The organism is Peribacillus sp. FSL M8-0224, from assembly GCF_038003055.1.
Classification (GTDB): Bacteria; Bacillota; Bacilli; order Bacillales; family DSM-1321; genus Peribacillus; species Peribacillus frigoritolerans.
The window spans coordinates 994,574-1,016,535 of record NZ_JBBOOJ010000001.1 but is presented as its reverse complement, the minus strand read 5'-3'; the positions used below and the strand labels follow the sequence as shown (position 1 = coordinate 1,016,535).

Here is a 21,962-nt window from a genome sequence, read left to right as displayed (position 1 = left end):
TTGAAACTTAATTGTAAAGGGGACTTGTCCGCCATCTGGCATCGGTTGAATATCGAAGCCAGATGGCAGCAAAGCCCTTTTTATTTGTCTAATTGACACTGAAATTTCAGCCTTTTCTTGCTGAAGATACTTACACGCACACGACAATCTCTCTGGAAAAAATGCCTTTCCTGGCAACACAGCGATCAGCAATCTCAAATCCAGCTTCTTCAATCATATGATCCATCGTATCGATCGTTACGACGACGACCTTATCAGCAAAGCTCCTTGCGTGCTTAAGGATTGATAGCTGATCCTCCGGCGTCGCATGTGTATATAGATTATAAGGCATATCGATAATCGCTACATCATATTTACTGGTGACCTCCGAAATCGGACCTGTAGTTACATCACCTTCGAGTCCGAAATAGGCAATGTTCTCCCTTGAACCGTCGGTAACAAGCGGGTTGATATCCCGGCCATCAATATTGATCCCCATCGAAAGGGCTTCCACCAATACCGTTCCAATTCCGCAGCATGGATCAATTGCCTTCACCCCATCCGGATGTGGAACGGCAATGTTGGCAATGGCCCTCGCCACTCTCGTGCTAAGCGCAGTTGAATATTCACGGGGCTTCTTCATATGTTTTAACCAAACCGCTTCAGGTTTGACATACTTCCCAAAATACCAACGACCGCCAAGCGTCACGATTCCAAAGACCTGATCTGGATTACGTACATCGGCATTTCCCTGAATGTGCCAGCCAATCTCCCGTTCAATTTCACGCTGTCCATCATAATCTATTTTTTCTTCTTTATTCAAATCATTAATTTTCACGAATAATACTTTGAACGTCGAATCAGGCAAATGAATATCCTTAACTTGATCAACAATTTCGGATATGCTTTCCCCTTCAAACATGATGTCGACCCGCCCTTTTATAAAAGGGCTCCTGCTCGGTTCAATGGCTATATCACTTTTCAAAATATCCCCTGAAGTCTCAAAGCCAAAGAAAGAACGCATCTCCATTTTAGATAATGAGCGTTCGTCAGGGGTGCATGTAAATGTATATATATATGCCGGTTTGCGGCTATGATTAGTCAATCCATTCCCATCCTTCATTACTTTAGATTATACCTTTCTATCAAACATAGCTGTAATAGTATAGAAAAGCAAATGGAATCGTGCAGAAAAAAGCAGGAATGCTTTTTATTCAGCATTCCTGCCACTATATTTTTCATTGTTCCATCTCTAAACGAAAGGAATTATTAATCCAATTTATACAGGTGGCTATTTATATACTTCGCACGGGCCTCAATGAATTTCAGGATGAATTCGGGCTCATCATCAAATTTCTCCTTATTCCCCTTGATATATGGATCTTTTGATACATAAGGTCTTAATTGATCATGCATTTCCTGAATGATAGGTTTCATATAGGCCACGTTATATTGATTGTTCAAAATCTCCTTAAGAAGTTCTTGGTACCTGACACGAAATCCCCTTACATCAAGGATTCTAGCAGTCAATGTATTGAACCCACCGATTCCCACATAATCCTCTTCCATCACTTTCCCGTTAACATCCCTGCCCCATGTCGCATCATAATCCCATGGAATCATTTCAAATAGACCGGTATCTCCATTTCGATACAAAGCGTAGTTATGAACGAACCCATCATAGTTTTGCGTGAATATGACACCGGCCAGCCAGCGCAGGTACTTTTCCACATCGACATATTTTACGATTTCCTTTTCAAAATCCACTCTTGAAATTGTATTGATTTGGAGGATCAGCTCTTGTAAATATAATTCCTCCTTTTCTGTCCCGCACTTTTTTTGATAGCCCATCTCCAATGATTTTTTGATTCCTTTATCCAAATCGCTCATCAATGAGAAATTGGCATCACCATCCACTGCATAGAAAATGGCACCCTTGGGGAGCCCCCTTTTCTTCAAATAATATTCATCCACCGATTCCAATTCGAGGTATATCCCTTCGTCCTTTCCGTTCATATTCAGGAAAACGAACTGGGAGTTCGGTGACAAGGTGCCTATATCCGCAAAAAAGTCTAAAGATAATTTATTTCTTAGTAAAGATTTATCTTTATATTCGGCATTTAAATGAACTTCCTTGGCATTCTTAAAAGTATTAGGTTTATAAAAGACTACATTATAGGATTTTTTCCGAAAACTTCGGATATGTGAGCCACGGTAAACAATATCAATATCAAGTTTTTTTTTGTTGATCGTTAACTTTGCAGGTAAAGGATCATTGCACCATATATCTCTGCGAAGCTCCATTAAATTAACTGGTGGAATAAAAAGCTGATACACAGGCAGCTTCTTGTCAGCATTCATATAACCTAACCCTTCCCTTTCACTTTCCTATTAAATTATGGAAAAAAAGCGAGGGGTGTCACCCTAAAAACACTATTTTTAAAAAGATTGGGGATTATCTTTAGCACATCACGTACAAGCAACATAGTTTAATGTATAGAAAGGGGGATTATATATGTCAGACATCATTCGTGACATACAAAATGCGGTGGATAGAGCCAATTCCATGGGGTTAAGCGATTTCATGTTTAATGACCCACATCCAATAGGCAGACATTCACGTACAAATAACAATAAAGGGTGCTCTTCTTGCAGCACTAAACGTTGCATGGGCAGGAATCGGTCCACTCGTGGCACTCAAAGGCGCACGAGCAGTTCCACTTGCCGCACGCAAAGGCGCACAAGCAGGAATACTCATAGGGGTTCTTGCTGGAAACGATCAACTTCCGGAACGCAAAGGGGCTCTTGCTGGAAAAGGAGATCTACATGCAGCAGACAAAGGCGCACAAGCAGAAACCGGTGCTCCTCCAACAACTGCAGGTGGCTCTGCTGCAATAACTTTCGCAATAAACGGAAATGGTGCTTCTAGCTTCTCGAATCCGTTTTAATGCACAATCAATATTTTTCACTGGTCATTAAGCTTTACCTTAACATTTTAAATACACAAAACTCGTCGTATAATGACGAGTTTTGTGTTTTATAATTATCACGTACAGTTATAACCATCTAAATGTCTCTCCTTACCTGCAACGGTTATTCCGACTCTAGCATAATCCTGTTTAGAACCTGTACCTATAATAAAAGGATCCTACCCTCTTACATACGGTAGGACCCTTCCGGTTTCACTTATTTAACGGAGACCAATTCGAACTGTGCATACACATCCTTCAGCCCTGCTTGAATGGCTTGACCAGCCTTTCCACGATAATGAATTTGCACACGATCAATCAATTCTTCGATACCATCTTTCAGGCAATAACCGCGCAGCAGTTGACGGATGAATTCCCTGCCATGCTCTGTAGCAAGCGTACAGGAAGCCTCGACTATTACTCCATATTTAAAGTCAAGCTCCACCGTGATCGTGATTGAATCATATATATTTCTCGCTGCCATCCCTTGAGGAAGTTTTGCATGCCCTGCAATAAAGTATGTGTTCATCATCTGTTCTGATCTCCTCTATCTATAGTTAATGTACGGAAACTTGCTCGAAGGGCCATGCAGGCAATTGCTTGCGAAGCTCTTTATCTTGTCTATAGCCAAGTGCGTATTCACCCTGCATTACAGTGTGAATCTCACGGGTCCCTTCGTAAATGACCGGAGCTTTTGAATTCCGCAGAAAACGTTCGACTGGATATTCATCCGAGTAGCCATAGGCACCATGAATTTGAACAGCATCATTGGCCGCTTCATTAGCAGCATTACATGATATCCACTTGGCAAGTGATGTTTCCTTCGTATTCCTTTTTCCTTGATTTTTCAAGGTGCCCGCTTTAAAGACCAGCAATCTGGAAATCTCTAAATTTGCTGTCATCTTGGCAATCATCTGTTGAACGAGCTGATGCCTGCCAATCTCTTTTCCGAATGTGCTTCGTTCATGGCAATACTTCAAGCTTGCTTCCAGGCTTGCTTCAATTAACCCTACAGCACCTGCGGCAACTGTAAATCGGCCGCTGTCCAATGCCGACATGGAAATTTTAAAGCCCTCACCTTCTTCACCAAGCCTATTCTCCACCGGAACTTTTACATCCGTTAAAAAGATCTCGCCTGTATTCCCCGCACGAATTCCTAATTTCCCTTTAATGGCTTTCGACTCCACTCCCTCGAAAGTCCGTTCCACGATAAAGGCAGTGATTCCCCTTGAACCGGCATCATGATCCGTCTTGGCGAAAATGAGGAAATGATCTGCATAATCACAGAGCGAAATCCATGTTTTTGACCCGTTTAAGATATAATGGTCCCCAACACGTTTTGCCGTTGTTTTCATTGCCGCTACATCAGACCCTGCATTCGGTTCAGTCAGCCCAAAAGCACCAATCTTAATTCCTTTTGCCTGGGGTACTAAATATTTCTGTTTTTGTTCTTCCGTCCCCCATTGAAGCAGGGTCATGCTATTCAACCCTGTATGTACAGAAACTGCAGTTCGGTAAGCCGTATCTCCTCGCTCCAGCTCTTCACAAACGATGGCTAGGGTATTATAATCCATTCCGACCCCGCCATACTCTTCGGGTATACACACGCCCATCAACTGCAATTCAGCTAACCTTTTTAAAATATGCGGCTGGAATTGACCTTGCCTATCCCACTCTTGAATATATGGAATAATTTCCTTATCCACAAATTTCCTTACCACTTTCTTCACACTTTGCTGCTCTTCTGTTAATTCGAAATTCATCATTAAAATTCCTCCTAAATAATTTTATTTTCCTTGAATTTGCTTATTTGATCTGGACTATATCCTATTTCAGCCAAAATGGAATCGGTATGCTCGCCATAGAGTGGCGGATGCTTTCTCATGGTAACCGGTGTTTTTGAAAGATTCAGGGGCGATCCCGTCACTTTAAGATCTTCGATTGTGGGATGTTCCATGCTCACCAACATGCCTCTTGCGATGATCTGCGGATCCTCGAACATCTCTGCTATATCATTAATCGGACCATTCGGTATCCCTGCATCATCAAACAGCCTTTTCCATTCCTTCTTTGTCTTACCTCTCAACGAATCCTCTATTATCGGTATTAATTCTTCCTTGTTTTGCAAACGTTTTTCATTATGTTTAAACTGTTCCTGTTCCGCTAAATCAGGTCTGCCTATAACGGTTGAAAATCTCCTGAACTGATCATCATTTCCCACAGCCACGACAAGCTCTCCATCCCTTGTCCCGAACGTCTGGTATGGAACGATATTTGGATGTTGGTTCCCCATTCTTTCAGGGGTCAAGCCACTGAATAAATAGTTGCTGGCGACATTCACCAATGAAGAAACCTGACAATCCATTAATGAAATATCAATTTCCTGTCCTTCCCCCAATTTATCCCTATGATGTAAAGCGGATAAAATGCCAATGCATGTATACAAGCCAGTCAATATGTCAGCTATGGCCACTCCGACCTTCACGGGACTCCCATCTTTCTCTCCGGTGATGCTCATCAAACCACTCATCGCTTGAATGATATAATCATAGCCTGGCAAATCTTTATAAGGACCGGTTAAACCAAATCCTGTAATCGAGGCCATGATCAGTTTGGGGTTGATTTCCTTTAAATCCTCATAACCCAACCCCAGTTTTCCCAATGTGCCTGTCTTGAAATTCTGAATCACTATATCCCCTGAAGCCACCAGCTTCCGGAAAATCTCTTTTCCTTCCTCAGATTTTAAATTCAAGGTCATGCTTTGCTTATTTCGATTGGCACATAAATAGTAAGCGCTTTCCCCTTCGGCGAATGGCGGCCCCCACCCTCTCGTTTCATCACCTGACTCATGATGCTCGATTTTAATGACATCGGCACCCAAATCGCCGAGAATCATTGAACAAAACGGCCCCGCCAAAACACGGGATACATCGATAATCCTGACTCCCTCCAAAGCTCCATTCATATCATCACCCCTTTCAAACTGTCATGGATACACAAAAAAGAGCCAGCAAAACCAACAATGTCATTACATTGAATGTTTCACTGACCCTTATCCACGAACCGTCTTCCTGCAAAGGAAGATCAAGTGAACCAAGTCAATTTTTATGGATTCCAGTTTTTTATGTCAAGCCGGCCATGCAACAAGGTAACTTGTTGTCATCGGTTTGGTAAATTAAGTATAGTTGCATTTTTTGAATTTTGCAATAATTTTGTTTGAGTGTTTTATTACATTTCCCGGAATACTCTTTCGCATACTTCCCGTATACTTCCACTCCCCCCCCATCCAAAGTAATCGGAATTGCCTTTATTCGTTTGGCATGTGATGATTGAATAGGTATAACTGTCAATATATGAATTTTACATATTATCAATTGTCACTCGGCAGACAAGGAAAGGTTAAAAAGGGGATGGCGCTATGGAAAATAAAAAAATGGAAATAATCGAAGCGATCAAGAAATACCACACAATCATCATTCATCGTCATGTAAATCCGGACCCGGATGCATTGGGATCACAACTCGGTTTAAAGAAGCTATTGAAGCACTCCTGCCCTTCTAAAGAAGTCTATGCGGTAGGCGAGGAAGTGGATAAGCTTCTATTCATAGGTGATATGGATGTCATTTCCGATAACAAATACAAAGATGCCTTAGTGATTGTTTGTGATACTGCCAACATTTCACGGATCAGTGATTCCCGATATGATCATGGAGACATGCTGATCAAAATTGATCACCACCCCGAATACGAACAATTCGGTGATATTTCTTGGGTCGACCCTTCTTATAGCTCTGCAAGTGAAATGCTTGTTGATTTATTCTTGGAATTTCCAGAAGGCTTCATCATGAATAAAGAAGCGGCTAAATCTTTTTATGCAGGAATACTTAGTGATACAGGGAATTTCACGAATGGGAATACCACTCCCAGGACATTAAAAATGGTTTCGCACTTAAGAATCTATAATATTCAGCCAGAAAGAATCCATAACAGCCTTAATGTTAAGGCGAAAAACGCTTCCCGACTTCAAAAAGACATTCTCATGAGCTTCAAGGTAACTGATAAAGGGGTAGCTTACTTCATTATTACGGACGAGCTTTTAAATATGTATGGGGTGGATCGACTCGAAGCTTCGAATTTAGTCAATACGCTATCAAGTGTCAGGGACAATAAAATCTGGGCTTTCTTCATCGAATACCCTTCTGAAATCCGTGTCAGGATACGTTCACGGAATATTCCCATCACATCGGTCGCACGTCAATTCAATGGTGGAGGACATTCACTGGCTTCAGGCGCTACCATCCATTCCTGGGAGGAGGTTGATCATGTTATCCAAGCATTGGATCAAGTCTGTCCATAACAGGGCGTTCATGACCTGAGGTGTTTATATCAGGATTATTTCCCGCTTAATTAAAATGGATAAATCCGGCCTTTTAAAAAAAGCGCCAAAGCCAGGATGGCTGAGGCGCTTGCTTGTTATTTGGACACTTCTTCAAGAATTGATAAATCGATCATGCCTTTTATATCACTGCTAGGGATATAACCGGCTTCTTTACTTATGTCGGCCATTTCTTGAATGACTTGCTCATTAACTTCTGTTGTCACTTCAAGGCGTGAAAATGCTGAAGCCACTTCTTCTTTGCTTAATTCTTTTCCAGTCAGTTCCTTCAAATGCTTAATAACCAGTTCTTGGCTTTCTTCAGGGTTTTCCTGTATGAACTTCACCGCTTTTTCATGCGCTTTCAAATAGGAAGCAGCGAGCCCCTTTTTATCCAAGAACTTCTGGCTTGCAGCCACTACCGTGTTAGGTGAATCTTTTCCCCATGCAAATTGATCCCAGTCAAGCACCAGCTTACCTTTTGCCTGGTTTTCCAATACATACCCCCATGGTTCCTGGGTCGCTGCTGCATCGACAGACTTTTGAACAAAAAGGGCGGTTGTGTCAGCAGGTGCTGCCGCATACAGTTCAACTGTGCCCCCATTTGTAGTCGGTTTTAAATCTACATCTTGAAGGGCCTTCCTAAGCATGACATCCTGTGTGCTTCCAATGACGGGAATCGCTACCTTTTTACCGGCCAAATCTTTTAAATCCGTGACCTTGCTGCCTTCGCTAGCCACAAGTACGGCACCTCCATTAACAGCCCCGGAGATCAGGTGGTATTCAGGGTTTTTTACGTAAAAGTTAAGCAATGGACCAGGACCGACCGTTCCGACATCAATGGCGTTTGTGGCCATTGCTTCCATGAATAATCCGCCATTGGCCACTGTTTTGGTTTCAATCTTGACATCTTTACCGAACTCTTCTTCGAAAAAGCCTTTTTCAAGTGCAATGATCGTTGCACTGTGGGTTAGGTTAGGAAAATAACCAATTTTCACGGATTTCCCCCCGGACCCTTCCCCTTCTTCATCATTACTGCTGGATTGAGTGCATCCGCTTACTATTCCGATTAACAAAACAGACAGAATAAGGGCAAAGAATGATTTTTTCAGCATATTTTTCTCTCCTTTATAACTATTATTTTATTAAACTACCGTTACTTCACTCCCCATTTCAGTTGAACATTACGTTCAAGACGGGAGAAGACAACATTATCCACGATTGTTCCGATGATTGCGATGATGATCATCACGGAGATGACCAAATCCATTTGACCAAGTGATCTTCCCATTTCCAGCAATTGGCCAAGACCGCCTCCCCCGCCAAGTAATTCACCTGCCATCAATGCACGCCAGGAAAAGGCCCATGCAATTCGGAGACCGGATATTATTTGCGGGACGGATGCTGGTAAAATCACGGTACGAAGAAAATGAAATCCGGTCGATCCATATGTTTTGGCAACCCGCTGATACAACTGGGGTACATTCCGGAAGCCACTGGTTGCATTAACCGTCATCGTCCAAGTTGCGCCGATGGTGACGATGAAGAGGATCGAAAAATCATTCAATCCAAACCAAATGATCGCCAAAGGGAACCACACGATACTCGGAATGGACTGTAATGCCGTCACGACGAATCCTAAAGTGTCTTCGACCAATTTAAAGCGCCAAATGAAATATCCTAATATCAGACCTACTATAATGGCAATCATAAAGCCGATCAGGATACGGCCAAGGCTTTTTCCGATGGCTTCGGTTATTTGTCCGCTCATCAGTCCCTTAAACAGAGTTTCCAAAACCTGAGTCAGGCTCGGAAACATGAAATCCGGAAGACTGGAAAGTCTAGATGTGACTTCCCATATCCCCGCTATCATCGCGATGAATATGATTCGTCTTAAAGCTGTAATCATTCCCCATTTCCTCCTTCAGCACTTTTTCAATTTCCTCCTGCAAAATCGATAGAACCCTTTGTTCTGTATGCAAAGTTACACTATCCGGCATAACTCCATCTTTCATTGAAGGAACGGAAATCGTCTCTTTGATTTTCCCGGGACGGGTAGCAAAGACGATAATTTTTTCGGAAAGCTGAACAGCCTCGCGAATATTATGGGTAACGAAAAAGATCGTCACTTTAGTTTTTCTCCAGATTTCGAGCAGCTCTTTATGCAAAACCATCCTCGTTTGCTCATCAAGTGCGGAGAATGGTTCATCCATCAACAGGATATCCGGTTCCATCACCAACGCTCTTGCGATGGCTACCCTCTGTTTCATTCCTCCTGAGAGTTGATGAGGATAGGAGTCAACATATCGGCTGAGGTGAACCATCTTTAAAATGTCCAATGCCTTGGCTTTTGCCTCTTCTTTGGGCATTTTCTTTATCTTCAATCCGTATGTAACATTTTCAAGTACTGTCAGCCAAGGAAATAACCCCGCCTCCTGAAACACGACAACCCGTTCCGGACCTGGCTTCACCACTTTTTTCCCAGCTACACGTATTTCACCCACATCTGCCTTATCAAGGCCGGCAATCAGATAAAGGAGCGTGGATTTACCACATCCTGAAGGGCCGACGATCGAAACGAAGCTTCCTTTCTCGACCTCTATGTTTATCTTATCGAGCACCTTTATGCTTTCTTTCTTTTCATTCTTAAAACTTTTTTCAATGCCATCTATTGTTAAATACATAAAGTCACCCCACTTTTATATCGCATCGATTTACTAAACATTATTTCTTAATAATGATTAATCCAATGGTTTTTGTCAACTATAAAAATGCAAAAATTCTAATTTATCGGTATCTTTCTATTCAATTGTCGATGTATTGATAAATATTCCAGACTTACACAAAAATACAAATGAACAAATCCCAATCAGCAAATAAAAAAACCTGAGCCCTTTGTAAGGGTTCAGGCTGATTATATCCATAAATTTTTAACTTCAGTTAACCGCGGTCTCCAGCACCGACCTTAAAAAATCCTGCTTCCATACAATTTATCCTTCATCTTTTGTGTCCTTGCATGCAGAGGCTTTTTCAAAATGACACCTAAGATGAACGTGATTATTAAAAAGAGAATCAGGATAAAAATGTCCTTGCCAGCTACACTCCAGGTTATTCCCCCAACAGATTCACGAAGCAAACCCACAGCATAGGTGAACGGCAAGAAAGGGTTAATATGCTGAAAAAAGGGCGGTGTGACTTGAATGGGGAAGGTACCGCCTGAACTTGATATTTGAAGGACCATCAAGACGACGCTTATCCCTTTTCCAATATTTCCAAGAACGGAAACGAAGGTGTAGACAATGAGTGTAAATACCGTACTTATCAGAACGGAAAACAGGATGTACTCAAATTTATCAGCTACATAAACACCGATAAGGACGATATTCCCAATGGAAACACTAAGAGCCTGCATTACCCCAATGATGAAAAATATAAGATACCGCCCGATATAAATTTGATACGGGCTGTAGACCTTTTGAGAAACACCCACGCTAAGCATGGAAATCAATATTGTACCGCCGACCCAAAGGGAAAGTGCCGTAAAGAAAGGAGACATGGCGGATCCATAGTTCGGAATCGGAAAGAGACTGTGTTTATTGAGCAGAACTGGTTCTGAAAAAAATTCACTTTCTTGTTCAATATCATTCCTTAGGAAATCGATCACTTCTTCCATATTATAAGACTTATCAATTTCCCTCATTTTAGAAGCCAGAGCCTTTATTTTCGTTTCGATTTCCGGAAACTTATTCTGTAACTTATCAATATCCGCTGTACGTGTTTCCAATGTTCGATTGGTCTCATTCAACAGCGTCCTCACCTCAGGAAGAACCTTGGTTCCCTCCTCCATCGTAAGCTGGACATTATTCAATATTGCTTCTGTTTCATTCCAGATTTCATTGAATTTTGGCCCCGTTTCCTTTGAATAGCTCTCCTGGAAGCTTGCCAAGACTTGATCATTGTTCCTGCCAAGTTCGATAAGATTGCCGTATGCTCGGTCATTCAGCGCTTGAAGTTGGTTCGAAGCATTATCCCTTAGTTCATCTACCAGCTGTATTTCTGGCTGAAGAACGTTTTTCTCATTAAATTGATTGACTCTCACCAATAAATTATACATACTGTCCAAAAGGTACAACTCTTTATTTATCCTCGTTACCCCTTGTTCCACTAGCTGATCCGACTCATTGTCAGGTAAATCCTGACCCGTTAACCGGTTTGCCAGCACTAAAATGGATTCATTATCGCTCCTGATGTTCGCAATATCATTTTTCAAAAGGGGACTGATTCCCTCGAATGCCTGCCTTGTTGAATCTACATAACTAGAAACGTCCGATACCAATTTGTCCTTCTGTGATGTTATTCCTTCTATCGAATTCAGGCCATCATTGACCCTCTTAATGATATCTTCAGCCTTTTTGACATGTGTTTGAACGGTTTTGATATTTTGTTCAAGCTCAGGCAGTTCAGCCTCTAATAAATAAACCATATTTTTCATTTTTTGAATTGTCGGCAACTCGTTTTGCAAGGTGATTCCCAGTTCATTAAAGATTGCAAGGATACTCCCACTGGCTGATTTGATAAAGGTTTTGCTCACATTGTCCACAATGCTGTTGGCACCCGCTGCCGTAATTTTAGGAGCAATGGAATTGATTTTTTCATTAACATAGTAATCAATCTCCGCCTTCTTAGGGTCATCGGTCATGATCGTCGCAATATGTTCGGAAAAGTTCTCCGGAATGATGATGGATGCATAATAATCACCCTTTTCCACCTTTTCTATCGCTTCTTTTTCCGATGTGAACCTCCAGCCCAGATCCTTATTCTCCTTTAACCCTTCCATTACTTCCTTGCCTATGTTCACGGCTTCGCCATTTAACTCCGCACCTTTATCATTATTGGCAACACCGACAAGAATTCCTTCCGTATTTGCATACGGGTCCCATGATGCGACAATATTAAACCACGCATAAATGGAAGGAATGAACATGAGAAAGACTATTACGATACAAACAAAGAAATTTTTATAAATGCTTTTTAAATCGTCAATGAAAATTTCCTGAATATTTCTCAAAACATACCCCCGTGCAAATGTATTTTGATACTATTATTCGAAGAAATTTCTTAATCGATACTAAGTAAACATATCCATGGATTCATCAAACCAAATAAAAAAGAAGCAAGTAATGAGCGGCTTGCTTCCTGATATTACACTTATATGAATGCCTGTTTTATAAGAAAAGTTGTTTATCGTAACCGTTAAATTAAATATACCAATTGTAATACTGGTTCCCTTATCAAAGACGGTTACCTCATTTTCCTTTACAGAATAAACGGCAAGATACAAGAACATACTATCACAAATGAACTGTCGGGAGTTTTGTAAGGGAGTAATCACCATGTCGGAATCTGTTGAAATCATCTTTCGAACCTTTACCTCTTTTATTTTATTATGGATATTTGTCCAACTCCTCGGTAAACAAACAATTGCCCAGAGGACCTATCACCTTTATATCGCTTCCATTACGATGGGGACAATTGCCGGAAATCTAGCATTCAATATTAAAATTAAATTCCTGTATTTTATCATTGCAATCATTATTATGGGTACCATCGTTTTCATGCTCAATCATCTAGCGGTTCGAAATCCACGTTTCGGGAAATGGATTGCTGGAGAACCTGCCACTTTAATTCAAAAAGGAAGGATTCTCGAAGAGTCAATGGAACGGATGGGGTATTCACTGGATTCTCTTAAACAGGCTTTGCGGGGAAAAGATATTTTCAACATAGATGAAGTTGATTGTGCCATTTTAGAGATAAATGGCTCACTCTCTGTATTAAAAAAAGAACAATACCAAAATGCTACCAAGCAGGATTTACCAATACTGCCCCCAGCAGGTTCTGTACCGATTGAACTGGTCTATGAGGGGAAGATCTTATATGATAACTTATCCAAAGAAACCTACAATGACGAATGGCTGATGGCTGAGCTCAAAAAAAGAAACCTTGCTGTTTTTGATATCTCGTATGCTGTCGTAGGGACAAAAGGAAATTTGTATATTGATTTGATTAAGGATCAATCAAGGGTATGATCTTTAGCATTTCAAAATCAGCATTAAAAAATAAATTCGGGTATGGATAGAAAAAGTGGTTTTTCCAGAAGGAAAAACCACTTTTTCACCGTACTATGGATTTAACCCTTTTCAATCACGTTTATCAATTCTCTTAAATAATCCGGCAGATCAGGTGGACGTCTGCTTGACACAAGGTTTCCATCTACGACGACGGGCTCATCTATCCAAGTTGCCCCTGCGTTTTCCATATCATCTTTAATGCCAGGTGTACTCGTTACATTCTTCCCCTGTAAAATTTTCGCGGATATCAACACCCAACCAGCGTGACAAATTTGCCCAATGGGTTTTTTATTTTCTTCCATGCTTTGGATAAGCGTTATCACTTCAGGAAACCGGCGAATTTTGTCGGGTGCCCAACCGCCTGGTACAAGAATGGCATCATATTCTTCAGCTTTGATACTGCCATACTCATAATCAGATATGGCTGGTACACCATATTTTCCAATGTATGTTTCATTCGCCTTTTCTCCGGCGAGATGAACAATCGCCCCTTCTTCTTTTAAACGTAAAATCGGATACCAGAGTTCTAAATCTTCAAAATCATGGTGCACAAGACTGATTATTTTCTTTCCTGCTAATCTCATGAAAATCTCTCCTTCTTTCGTACTTTCCGCTTTACCATTCTTCCCTATTACTTCCCTTTTTCTACTGCCTGTACACATTACATGCATTAACACATGCATCAATAACCGGTCTAAAAATCAACCTTTACCAAGTATAACCCAGCTGCCTCCGCCATACGGCCCGTTTGGATTCTTTCTTTTGACTCAATAATACTTGGTATATTTTCAGCATCTATTTCACCCAACCCAACTTCTATCAACGTCCCGACAATCTTTCTAACCATATTATAAAGAAATCCATCGCCTCGTACTGTAATTTCGATGAAACCGGCATCTTCTTCTATATCAATGGAATATATTTCACGTACCATGGATTTTTTCTTGGATTTTGCATTTGAAAAAGCAGTGAAATCATGTTCACCTACAAAATATTGACATCCTTTTTTCATTCTAGTGATATCCAGCTTTTCCTCTACATGCATACTGTACTTTCGCATGAAAGGATTTGTATATGGCTCGTTCCAGATTTTATACAAATAGGTTTTATCCTTAGCATTATAACGGGCATGAAAACGTTCAGGGACTAGCGTAACCTCGACAATGCTGATATCTCTTGGTAAATATCTATTCAAATAATTCATGATTTCAACTTCAGTCAGATTTTCACCGATCTTAAAATTGGCGATTTGAGCAAGGGCATGAACACCGGCATCCGTTCTGCTGCATCCGATGATCTCGATTTTTTCCCCTGCCATTTCCGTTAATACATTTTCTATTTTCCCTTGAATCGTATCATCACTATTACCAAGCCGCTGCCAGCCTTTATAGCGCCCGCCATCATATTGAATGGTCAATTTATAATTGTTCATTGCTTCCTCCTTATTTCATCTAAACAGAAAATTCTCAGTAAAATACAAGCCCCCATACAACTCCTGCTGTATGAGGGGACAGATGGTCTTCCTAGAAAAACATTTATATTGTTAAAGTTTTGTACCATATTTCGTTCGGGAGCACCCCATCGCTTACAAAGACCAAATTATGTAAAGACGATAGCATCTTATCTACATGCGATAGTAAATCCTAGCTGAAATGCACTTCTGCATAGTGTACCAAAGTGGCTAGCGTCATGCAACGAACGATTCACCTTCACATGCAGTTTCTATGCACTGCGTAAAAACACACAGGAATGATAAATGGAAATTAAAAATAAAAAAGACCCAAACCCTTGTTATATCAAGGATTTGAGCCTTTGATAGTTGATGACCTGTGAGGGCCCTAAATATTAAGGACAGAACTCTATCTTAATTATAAAAAAATGTAATACTTGAAAGTTAATATTCTAGAAAAATATTACTAATATGATAAGAAATGTATGATCTAATACGATATAATAAGGATATTAGCAAGATGATAAATCAAGAAGGAGCTCAGATAGACATAGTGTCACTGGGGTCATCTGTTTTCCCATTTACTCTAGGAGGTACATTTTGAAAGAATCTATATCGAAAAAAGGATGGTTAAGTTTGGGGGCCATCGGGTTATTTTTCCTGGGGAAAATGAAATGGTTGTTTGCGCTATTGAAAATAGCAAAAGTAGGTTCCCTGATTTCTATTTTCGTTTCATTAGGTGCGTATGCCTTGGTTTACGGTTGGAAATTTGCCGTAGCCCTAGTCTATCTAATTTACATCCATGAAATGGGGCATTTACTTGCTGCAAAGAGAAAAGGCATCAAAACATCCAATGCCATTTTCATCCCTTTTGTCGGAGCATTAATTGCCCTTAAAGAAGAACCCAAGAATGCTAACCAAGAAGCTTATCTTGCCTTCGGTGGTCCTTTATTAGGTACATTAGCATTTCTACCAGCCATCCCCCTATTTATGATGACGGAAAATCCATTTTGGCTTTTAGTTATTACACTGGGAGCCATGATTAACCTATTTAATCTAATGCCTGTGCATCCTCTTGATGGAGGACGTATAGTGGGAGTCATCTCCACAAAGCTTTGGGTAGTAGGGATTATCGGGATGGTTGTATATTTGTTTCTCCATCCAAATCCATTCTTAATTCTTTTCTTATTATTGGGTATTTCTAAGTGGTGGAAAGAAATTCGTAGCGAGACAACCAGAAATCAAAGAGACATCATCATTGAATTGAATCAATTTGGATTAAGGCAACTAGAACAATATCCAGCTGCAACAGATGAAGAAAAAATTCGCCTGGTTAATATTTGGAATATGGAATCAAGCCAACAATATGAAAAGTTTAACAACATGAAGAGTTGGCATATCCCGCTATTTGATGATAATAAGCTAAAAGAAAAACAGCTGACCGAGGTAAAATTAAGTATTTATAGATCCTTAATGGATGCTGCTAATTCGAATGAATACCAGAACGGACCGACCGATTTTGAAAATATAGGCACGTATGAACGAATAGCAGCAAAGTTCTTTAAAGAAGTGCAAGAACAAACTGAAATTAGGGATAAAGAGAAATCCTATTACTCATCGAGTCTCAAAACAAAAGTCATCTGGTTCTCATTATACATTGGGCTTGCCATTTTCTTAATGATAACTAGCTTATATGCAGGTGATTTAATGGAACAATATAAAACTTTATTACCGTAATACATTATGAAAGGGGGACCTCACTTTATGAGTTCCCCCCTTTGACTGTCCATTTATTTAGGCTTGTGAAACATTAATGTTAATTATGTATAAATAAAAGAGACTACTTCTTGTACTCTCTTTTATTACACCCTATAGAACTAAAGCCCCTGTTAATCGAAGAAAGATCATCAGGATTATCAAAAATTAAACACCAAATATCTCAGTTCCTAAAATCAAATATACAAAAGGAAATATTAATAAAACCAAAATTACAATGATAGCACTAAGCATCCAAATCTATCCCCATACCATTGACGGTTTCTATTAATACCATCATATATAGCAAGAAACTGTTCTCGATTAAATTGCTTCAAGTTTGGTTGGATAAAAACATCGTAATTATGTTACTGCCATGAACAAATCGTTGGATGAGCAGGTCATAATACTTATCTACGCAATCGTTCTTTGGAGACGCTTTACCAATAATCTCTTTCCTCTTTATCTAGTATATGTTGTTCATTAAAACCTTTCTTCAGAAGTATGTTCAGTCCAGTGAATTTCTTATGTCAAGTAATCGATATCTCTTAAAAATCGAGCACGAACTTTGAACTTGATTTTCTATTTGTTTATTCATCAATCTTTCTAAGACAACTCCTCTTTCTCTGGGTCTTGTCTTATTGGATATCAGTTTAATTTCTCACTCAAAATTCAGCCAGAGAGATTCTCCAAGGAGGCTTCTTTTTCTTGTTTTAGTTTAAAGTCGGGTCTCCATTTTCTTAGAGTACATTAATTTATTAACATTTTGTCCAATTCACGAACTTTATCATATGACTCCAATAGTTGTTCAGGTATTAATGTTCTCCCATAATCCCAAGCATTAGTTTCTATTTCAGATTTCAGCTTTTCTTTTTCTTCTTCGTGACCATACATTAAAATCCTTAAATCATGTTTGTTTTTCTTAAAATCTAAATAATAACCAATCATACGATAAAGAATAATTTTAACAAAGTCTTCCTCAGTCTCTTTAATTCTAATTTTCCCTTTATAACCGTTAACTTGAAGGTAATTGAATTTTATAGTATTGGTCGATACGTTATAACTCATAGGTGCACTTAGATTATTGTCAAATTCATAAATAATATCCAAATTGTGCTCATTTAATGTGTTATTAATTATCTTTTCGATATCGCTTATATAAAGCATTTAACAATCACTTCCCTTTTAAAGACTTACCAAATTATAGTAGCAGATTAAATTCTTCATCCTTTATCAATATAATAAACTGTTGAGGTATTAAAATCACACATTTAAAAATTCCCGTGCATGGTATTTGGTAGTGAGTAATCCAACACATTATAGTAAAGTGGGTTTTACCGAAGAATATAATTATGTACCTTTTAAAGAAAAGCCAAAAATACGGTCTTGTTTTTAACCTCCATCGTTAGCTGAATATGCAAAAGGCTTTACCTACAGTTCCTTGAAATATTAATTATTACAAATAATTGACCTGTAGTACGTTCAAATCCTTCTCTATCCGCCACCAATTAAGTAATTAATACATAATGAACTATATCTGTGTAAACAAAAAAAAGACCCAAATCCTTGTTATATCAAGGATTTAAGCCTTTGTTAGTTGATGACCTGTGAGGGATTCGAACCCACGACCCCTTCCCTGTCAAGGAAGTGCTCTCCCACTGAGCTAACAAGTCGTATGTAAATCAAGCTCTTTAGAGCTTGGTTTAAAACTTACTTAGTTGCTGACTTCTTTTCTGAACAAGATTTATTATATAGTGGTATTCAAAATAAAACAAGTAGTTTTGCTAAAAAAGTTTTTTTCCGTAAAGTGCGGTCTTAGAAGTTAATCCCTGAAAGTTCGTTCTTACCCCAAAAATTTCTCGAAATAGAATCAAAGGCTCCTAATCATACATTTACTCAACTTTAATTAACAAATATGATGTCCATTTACTCAATCTAAGACTAAAGCAGAAAGATCTTTACATTGGAGAAGGGAATCTAGCAGCCTGAAAGTTTGTTAAAGATGCTTCTGCTAAAATTTCTCCGTTTGCATCTGCGCTAAATAATACTTGTACCCGATCTCCTGCTTGTAACTGAAGGATTGTAGTAACCGATAGTCCAATAGGTCTTGATTTTTCCAAGAAGTCATTAACAATATCTAAATTATCTCCATTTACGTTAATGGAAATGGATGCGACATATCCTTCTTTTGAAGAATTCTTTTTTTTGTCTTTTGAAGAATGATGTTTTCTGCAATAATCACAGTTGCAACTATTTTTACTGCAATAATCACATTTGCAATTATCTTTTTTGTTTTTTGAGGAATCATCGCTTTTCCTTTTTGACGGACAAAACGAGACTTTTGCTGTTATCTCATAAATTCCATCCTTAGTTGGAATAAATGTTGATATGTGCGGATTATATTCATCTGCTAAATCAAACTGTTCAGTTTGGAATAAAACTTTTACAGAGGGAGTTAACGCTGCTTCGTAAAGTTGTGGTGTGTTCTTATTAGCCCTGAACGCAGATGCTCTTACTAGATTATCTTTCTTATTGTCACAGTGACAGTCATTATGTTTCTTATGGCACAAATGACAGTCATCGGGTTTCTTTTGCTCACAAATACAGTCACTGTGTTTTTTATGACAACAATGACAATCATCTGGTTTCTTTTGATGACAAATACAGTCATTATGTTTCTTATGGCACAAATGACAGTCATCATCTTTCTTTTGCTCACAAATACAGTCATTGTGTTTCTTATGACAGCAGTGACAATCATCCGGTTTCTTTTGATGACAAATACAGTCATTGTGTTTCTTATGACAGCAATGACAATCATCCAGTTTCTTTTGGTGGCAAATACAGACATTGTGTTTCTTTTGGCAGCTATGACAATCATCCGGTTTCTTTTGGTGGCAAATACAGACATTGTGTTTCTTTTGGCAGCTATGACAATCATCCGGTTTCTTTTGATGACAAATACAGTCATTGTGTTTCTTATGGCAGCTATGACAATCATCCGGTTTCTTTTGATGACAAATACAGTCATTGTGTTTCTTATGGCAGCTATGACAATCATCCGGTTTCTTTTGCACACATTTCTTATTAAGATATGTGGTGTCTATAAAGGAATTACAATGTGAAATGGAATAATGATTTTTAATTATAATCACCTTTTCTTTTTTTATTTTCGGGTTATTTTATTCATTAAAAGAAAAGATGTTTGTACATATGTTACAAATTTGAAAATAAATCTAACTCAAACAGCAAAAATCTACTGGATTATATATCTTATTAAGAAGGTGGTCGTTAACAATATGGAAGGGATTTTTGTGGATATAATCGGGGAAACAGATTCTTTATTCTCAATCTGAAAGATGAGGTGAGGTATAATCGCACTTCAGTTTTGGTTGATGTTTTTTGTTTTTTTGTTAAAAAGTCTACATATTATATTAAAAAAGTTATAATTTCATCTTATTCCATTTACCCTCACAACAAAACAGAACCAAGGTTCCCTTTTCACTTGCATACAAAACGTATGTTCGCATATAATGATAGCAAGCAAGTCAGCAAAGGAGTGACTGGGAATGAAATATATACTTCGTAAACATATGGAAGAAAATGCTCCATTAGAAATAATTTATCTCTCCGAACAAGGTAAGATTACGCAACGGAAAATCCAGGTGCTTGAAATTTATCCAGGCCATATTCACGCATTCTGTTTTCTAAGGCAGACAAAACGGACATTTAAAGTAGCCAATATCCTTTCTGCCCGCCTCATTAAGGCCAGGTTTTACAGATCTGGCTGAAAATTGCTCTTCAAGGTTCAACCTATTAACTCTTCTTCTTCCTGGATGTCCTTTTCCTGTTCAGTTAACGATTCTTCTTCATCTCTCAGACGATGAGCTAACCTTGAGGCGGCACTCGCGGCAATGCTTGCAACGATATCATCCAGGAAGGTATGCACGATTCCTTCTTGCTTCTTATCAAGTTCGTGTATGACGCCTATTTTATTTTTATCCAAATGGCCAAAGGTCGTTACAGCAATGCTTCCGTAACCGAGTACAGCACCAAAGGCAATCGTTTCATCCACTCCGAATAGCCCTTCATCTGATTCAACAATCGATTGCAGGGGTTCTGATAGTTTTTTTTGCTCTGCCAGTTTATCCAGCTCCACACCGACTAAAATGGCATGTTGAATTTCCCTTTTCAACAGGACACGCTCAACGCTGTGGATGCATTCCTCCAGCTTAAGATCAGCTTTGTACGGGAACTGCAATTCATAAACGATTTTTGCAATTGCCTCCACACTGACACCACGCTCCAATAATGTTCGTTTAGCCGCCTTTGTCACTTCCCTGCTGTGCACGTGTACATCTGCCATTTTATTCGCCACCTTTTTTTGTATTATTTTTCTATATCCTTGTATTATAGCACCTTATAATTTAAATTTTTAGAAAATATAACGAAAATTTTATATTCCAAATTCTTGTCGCGGGAAAAAGTTGCAAGGCTATGCTAAAATAATCAAGTAAGTTGTTTTTCATTATTAATTATCATTGAGGTGCGGGAGAATGAGTTTACGCAAAGGCACAATTAAAGAGTACATGTTTAAAAGCGAAGCTTTAGCAGAAGAATTGGAATTGCTTGTCTACTTGCCTGCTAATTATTCGCCATTGTATAAATATTCGCTTGTGATTGCTCAGGATGGCCGTGATTATTTTCAAATGGGCCGAATCGGTCGGGTAGCAGATGAACTGTTAGGGAATGATGAGATCGAGAATATCATCATTGTCGGAATTCCTTATAAAGACCGCTTTGACCGCTGGCGCAAATATCATCCGGACGGGGAACAGCACATTGCATACATACGTTTTCTTGCCCATGAACTAGTCCCGTTTTTAGATGATGAATTCCCAACCTATCAAATGGGACATGGTCGAACTTTGATCGGTGACTCTCTAGGCGGTACAGTTTCTTTATTGGCCGCTTTGCAGTATCCGCATACATTCGGGAAATGCATCATGCAGTCCCCTCTTGCCAATGAAGCAGTAATGGATGCTGTACGTAATTTTGAGGATCCGCATCTCCTCGAACTTTACCATGTGATCGGGACGGGTGAAACAGATGTACCGACGACGGATGGCAATAAGGCAAACTTCATAGAACCAAATAGGGAATTGCATAAATTAATAAACCAAAAAGGATTTCCTTGCTTCTATGAAGAATTTGAAGGTAATCATACCTGGAAATACTGGCAGGCAGATTTGAAACGAGCACTATTGGAAATGTTCTAATTACTCGAAATCATCTGTTTGGGATGG

The 21,962-nt window shown here is 39.2% G+C and carries 21 protein-coding genes, 1 tRNA gene and 1 pseudogene; 7 read left to right on the top strand and 16 right to left on the bottom strand.

The annotated features are described in order from the left end of the window. Window positions 1-130: 130 nt before the first annotated feature. On the bottom strand, window positions 131-1,102 hold the full coding sequence (locus MKX49_RS04905) for a TRM11 family SAM-dependent methyltransferase (RefSeq protein ID WP_439126800.1): 972 nt from the start codon (window positions 1,100-1,102) through the stop codon (window positions 131-133). Between the two features lie 146 nt (window positions 1,103-1,248). Further along, the gene (locus tag MKX49_RS04900) at window positions 1,249-2,340 is read right to left on the bottom strand and encodes a CotH kinase family protein (protein ID WP_340875358.1); all 1,092 of its coding nucleotides are present in this window, start codon (window positions 2,338-2,340) and stop codon (window positions 1,249-1,251) included. A gap of 154 nt (window positions 2,341-2,494) precedes the next feature. Between MKX49_RS04900 and MKX49_RS28365 the strand changes: the two are divergent. Together MKX49_RS28365 and MKX49_RS04895 are read left to right on the top strand one after the other, a co-directional pair. Beyond that, window positions 2,495-2,572 (top strand): annotated as a pseudogene (locus MKX49_RS28365) (CotG/ExsB N-terminal domain-containing protein); the annotation flags it as partial. 97 nt (window positions 2,573-2,669) lie between these two features. Beyond that, window positions 2,670-2,927 (top strand): hypothetical protein, encoded by a 258-nt coding sequence (locus tag MKX49_RS04895; protein ID WP_048682991.1) that lies wholly within the window; start codon window positions 2,670-2,672, stop codon window positions 2,925-2,927. Window positions 2,928-3,165: 238 nt separating this feature from the next. On the opposite strand, the gene MKX49_RS04890 is transcribed toward MKX49_RS04895, so the two are convergent. The 3 genes from MKX49_RS04890 to MKX49_RS04880 are packed head-to-tail and all read right to left on the bottom strand — an operon-like array spanning window position 3,166 to window position 5,913. Beyond that, window positions 3,166-3,477 (bottom strand): DUF3870 domain-containing protein, encoded by a 312-nt coding sequence (locus MKX49_RS04890; RefSeq protein ID WP_034315474.1) that lies wholly within the window; start codon window positions 3,475-3,477, stop codon window positions 3,166-3,168. Between the two features lie 28 nt (window positions 3,478-3,505). After that, on the bottom strand, window positions 3,506-4,711 hold the full coding sequence (locus tag MKX49_RS04885) for an acyl-CoA dehydrogenase family protein (protein ID WP_340878469.1): 1,206 nt from the start codon (window positions 4,709-4,711) through the stop codon (window positions 3,506-3,508). A gap of 14 nt (window positions 4,712-4,725) precedes the next feature. After that, the gene (locus MKX49_RS04880; RefSeq protein WP_034314369.1) at window positions 4,726-5,913 is read right to left on the bottom strand and encodes a CaiB/BaiF CoA transferase family protein; all 1,188 of its coding nucleotides are present in this window, start codon (window positions 5,911-5,913) and stop codon (window positions 4,726-4,728) included. Between the two features lie 453 nt (window positions 5,914-6,366). On the opposite strand from MKX49_RS04880, the gene MKX49_RS04875 reads away from it, so the two are divergent. After that, a complete protein-coding gene (locus MKX49_RS04875; protein ID WP_340875354.1) occupies window positions 6,367-7,305 on the top strand; it encodes a DHH family phosphoesterase in 939 nt (312 codons plus the stop codon). A 116-nt stretch (window positions 7,306-7,421) separates the two neighbouring features. Here MKX49_RS04875 and MKX49_RS04870 read toward each other — a convergent pair whose 3' ends face one another. The 4 genes from MKX49_RS04870 to MKX49_RS04855 all read right to left on the bottom strand — a co-directional run bounded on the left by MKX49_RS04870 (window position 7,422) and on the right by MKX49_RS04855 (window position 12,391). Then, window positions 7,422-8,438: an aliphatic sulfonate ABC transporter substrate-binding protein gene (locus tag MKX49_RS04870; RefSeq protein WP_072272640.1), complete on the bottom strand. Its 1,017-nt coding sequence runs from the start codon at window positions 8,436-8,438 to the stop codon at window positions 7,422-7,424. Between the two features lie 41 nt (window positions 8,439-8,479). Continuing rightward, window positions 8,480-9,232: an ABC transporter permease gene (locus MKX49_RS04865; RefSeq protein WP_034314377.1), complete on the bottom strand. Its 753-nt coding sequence runs from the start codon at window positions 9,230-9,232 to the stop codon at window positions 8,480-8,482. Continuing rightward, window positions 9,165-10,007 (bottom strand): ABC transporter ATP-binding protein, encoded by an 843-nt coding sequence (locus tag MKX49_RS04860; RefSeq protein ID WP_057278916.1) that lies wholly within the window; start codon window positions 10,005-10,007, stop codon window positions 9,165-9,167. Before MKX49_RS04860 ends, MKX49_RS04865 begins: the two co-directional genes overlap by 68 nt. 281 nt (window positions 10,008-10,288) lie before the next feature. Beyond that, window positions 10,289-12,391, bottom strand: coding sequence for a YhgE/Pip domain-containing protein (locus MKX49_RS04855; protein ID WP_340875348.1), 2,103 nt, complete (start codon window positions 12,389-12,391; stop codon window positions 10,289-10,291). 325 nt (window positions 12,392-12,716) lie between these two features. On the opposite strand from MKX49_RS04855, the gene MKX49_RS04850 reads away from it, so the two are divergent. Further along, entirely contained in the window at window positions 12,717-13,409 is a 693-nt protein-coding gene (locus MKX49_RS04850) for a DUF421 domain-containing protein (RefSeq protein ID WP_340875345.1), read from the top strand. A gap of 101 nt (window positions 13,410-13,510) precedes the next feature. On the opposite strand, the gene MKX49_RS04845 is transcribed toward MKX49_RS04850, so the two are convergent. Together MKX49_RS04845 and truA are read right to left on the bottom strand one after the other, a co-directional pair. Further along, entirely contained in the window at window positions 13,511-14,035 is a 525-nt protein-coding gene (locus tag MKX49_RS04845) for a type 1 glutamine amidotransferase domain-containing protein (RefSeq protein WP_340875342.1), read from the bottom strand. 110 nt (window positions 14,036-14,145) lie between these two features. Beyond that, a complete protein-coding gene (truA, locus tag MKX49_RS04840; RefSeq protein WP_340875340.1) occupies window positions 14,146-14,883 on the bottom strand; it encodes a tRNA pseudouridine(38-40) synthase TruA in 738 nt (245 codons plus the stop codon). A 618-nt stretch (window positions 14,884-15,501) separates the two neighbouring features. Here truA and MKX49_RS04835 point away from each other — a divergent pair. After that, window positions 15,502-16,638 (top strand): site-2 protease family protein, encoded by a 1,137-nt coding sequence (locus tag MKX49_RS04835; protein WP_340875338.1) that lies wholly within the window; start codon window positions 15,502-15,504, stop codon window positions 16,636-16,638. A gap of 768 nt (window positions 16,639-17,406) precedes the next feature. Here MKX49_RS04835 and MKX49_RS04830 read toward each other — a convergent pair. The 4 genes from MKX49_RS04830 to MKX49_RS04815 form a co-directional block, all read right to left on the bottom strand. Continuing rightward, on the bottom strand, window positions 17,407-17,823 hold the full coding sequence (locus tag MKX49_RS04830; RefSeq protein WP_054397148.1) for a hypothetical protein: 417 nt from the start codon (window positions 17,821-17,823) through the stop codon (window positions 17,407-17,409). Between the two features lie 434 nt (window positions 17,824-18,257). After that, window positions 18,258-18,329: transfer RNA gene (locus MKX49_RS04825), tRNA-Val, on the bottom strand. 285 nt (window positions 18,330-18,614) lie between these two features. Next, window positions 18,615-19,226, bottom strand: coding sequence for a hypothetical protein (locus tag MKX49_RS04820; RefSeq protein WP_340875334.1), 612 nt, complete (start codon window positions 19,224-19,226; stop codon window positions 18,615-18,617). Beyond that, window positions 19,172-19,717, bottom strand: a complete 546-nt coding sequence (locus tag MKX49_RS04815; protein ID WP_340875332.1) for a hypothetical protein — start codon at window positions 19,715-19,717, stop codon at window positions 19,172-19,174. Before MKX49_RS04815 ends, MKX49_RS04820 begins: the two co-directional genes overlap by 55 nt. Window positions 19,718-20,225: 508 nt before the next feature. Here MKX49_RS04815 and MKX49_RS04810 point away from each other — a divergent pair. Continuing rightward, complete coding sequence (locus tag MKX49_RS04810; RefSeq protein WP_034314444.1) at window positions 20,226-20,447, top strand: hypothetical protein; 222 nt, start codon at window positions 20,226-20,228, stop codon at window positions 20,445-20,447. A gap of 17 nt (window positions 20,448-20,464) precedes the next feature. Here the strand turns inward: MKX49_RS04810 and MKX49_RS04805 are convergent, their stop codons facing one another. Beyond that, window positions 20,465-21,022 (bottom strand): phosphatidylglycerophosphatase A family protein, encoded by a 558-nt coding sequence (locus MKX49_RS04805; protein ID WP_034314446.1) that lies wholly within the window; start codon window positions 21,020-21,022, stop codon window positions 20,465-20,467. Window positions 21,023-21,212: 190 nt separating this feature from the next. On the opposite strand from MKX49_RS04805, the gene MKX49_RS04800 reads away from it, so the two are divergent. Next, on the top strand, window positions 21,213-21,935 hold the full coding sequence (locus tag MKX49_RS04800; RefSeq protein WP_214769146.1) for an alpha/beta hydrolase: 723 nt from the start codon (window positions 21,213-21,215) through the stop codon (window positions 21,933-21,935). Window positions 21,936-21,962 lie beyond the last annotated feature (27 nt).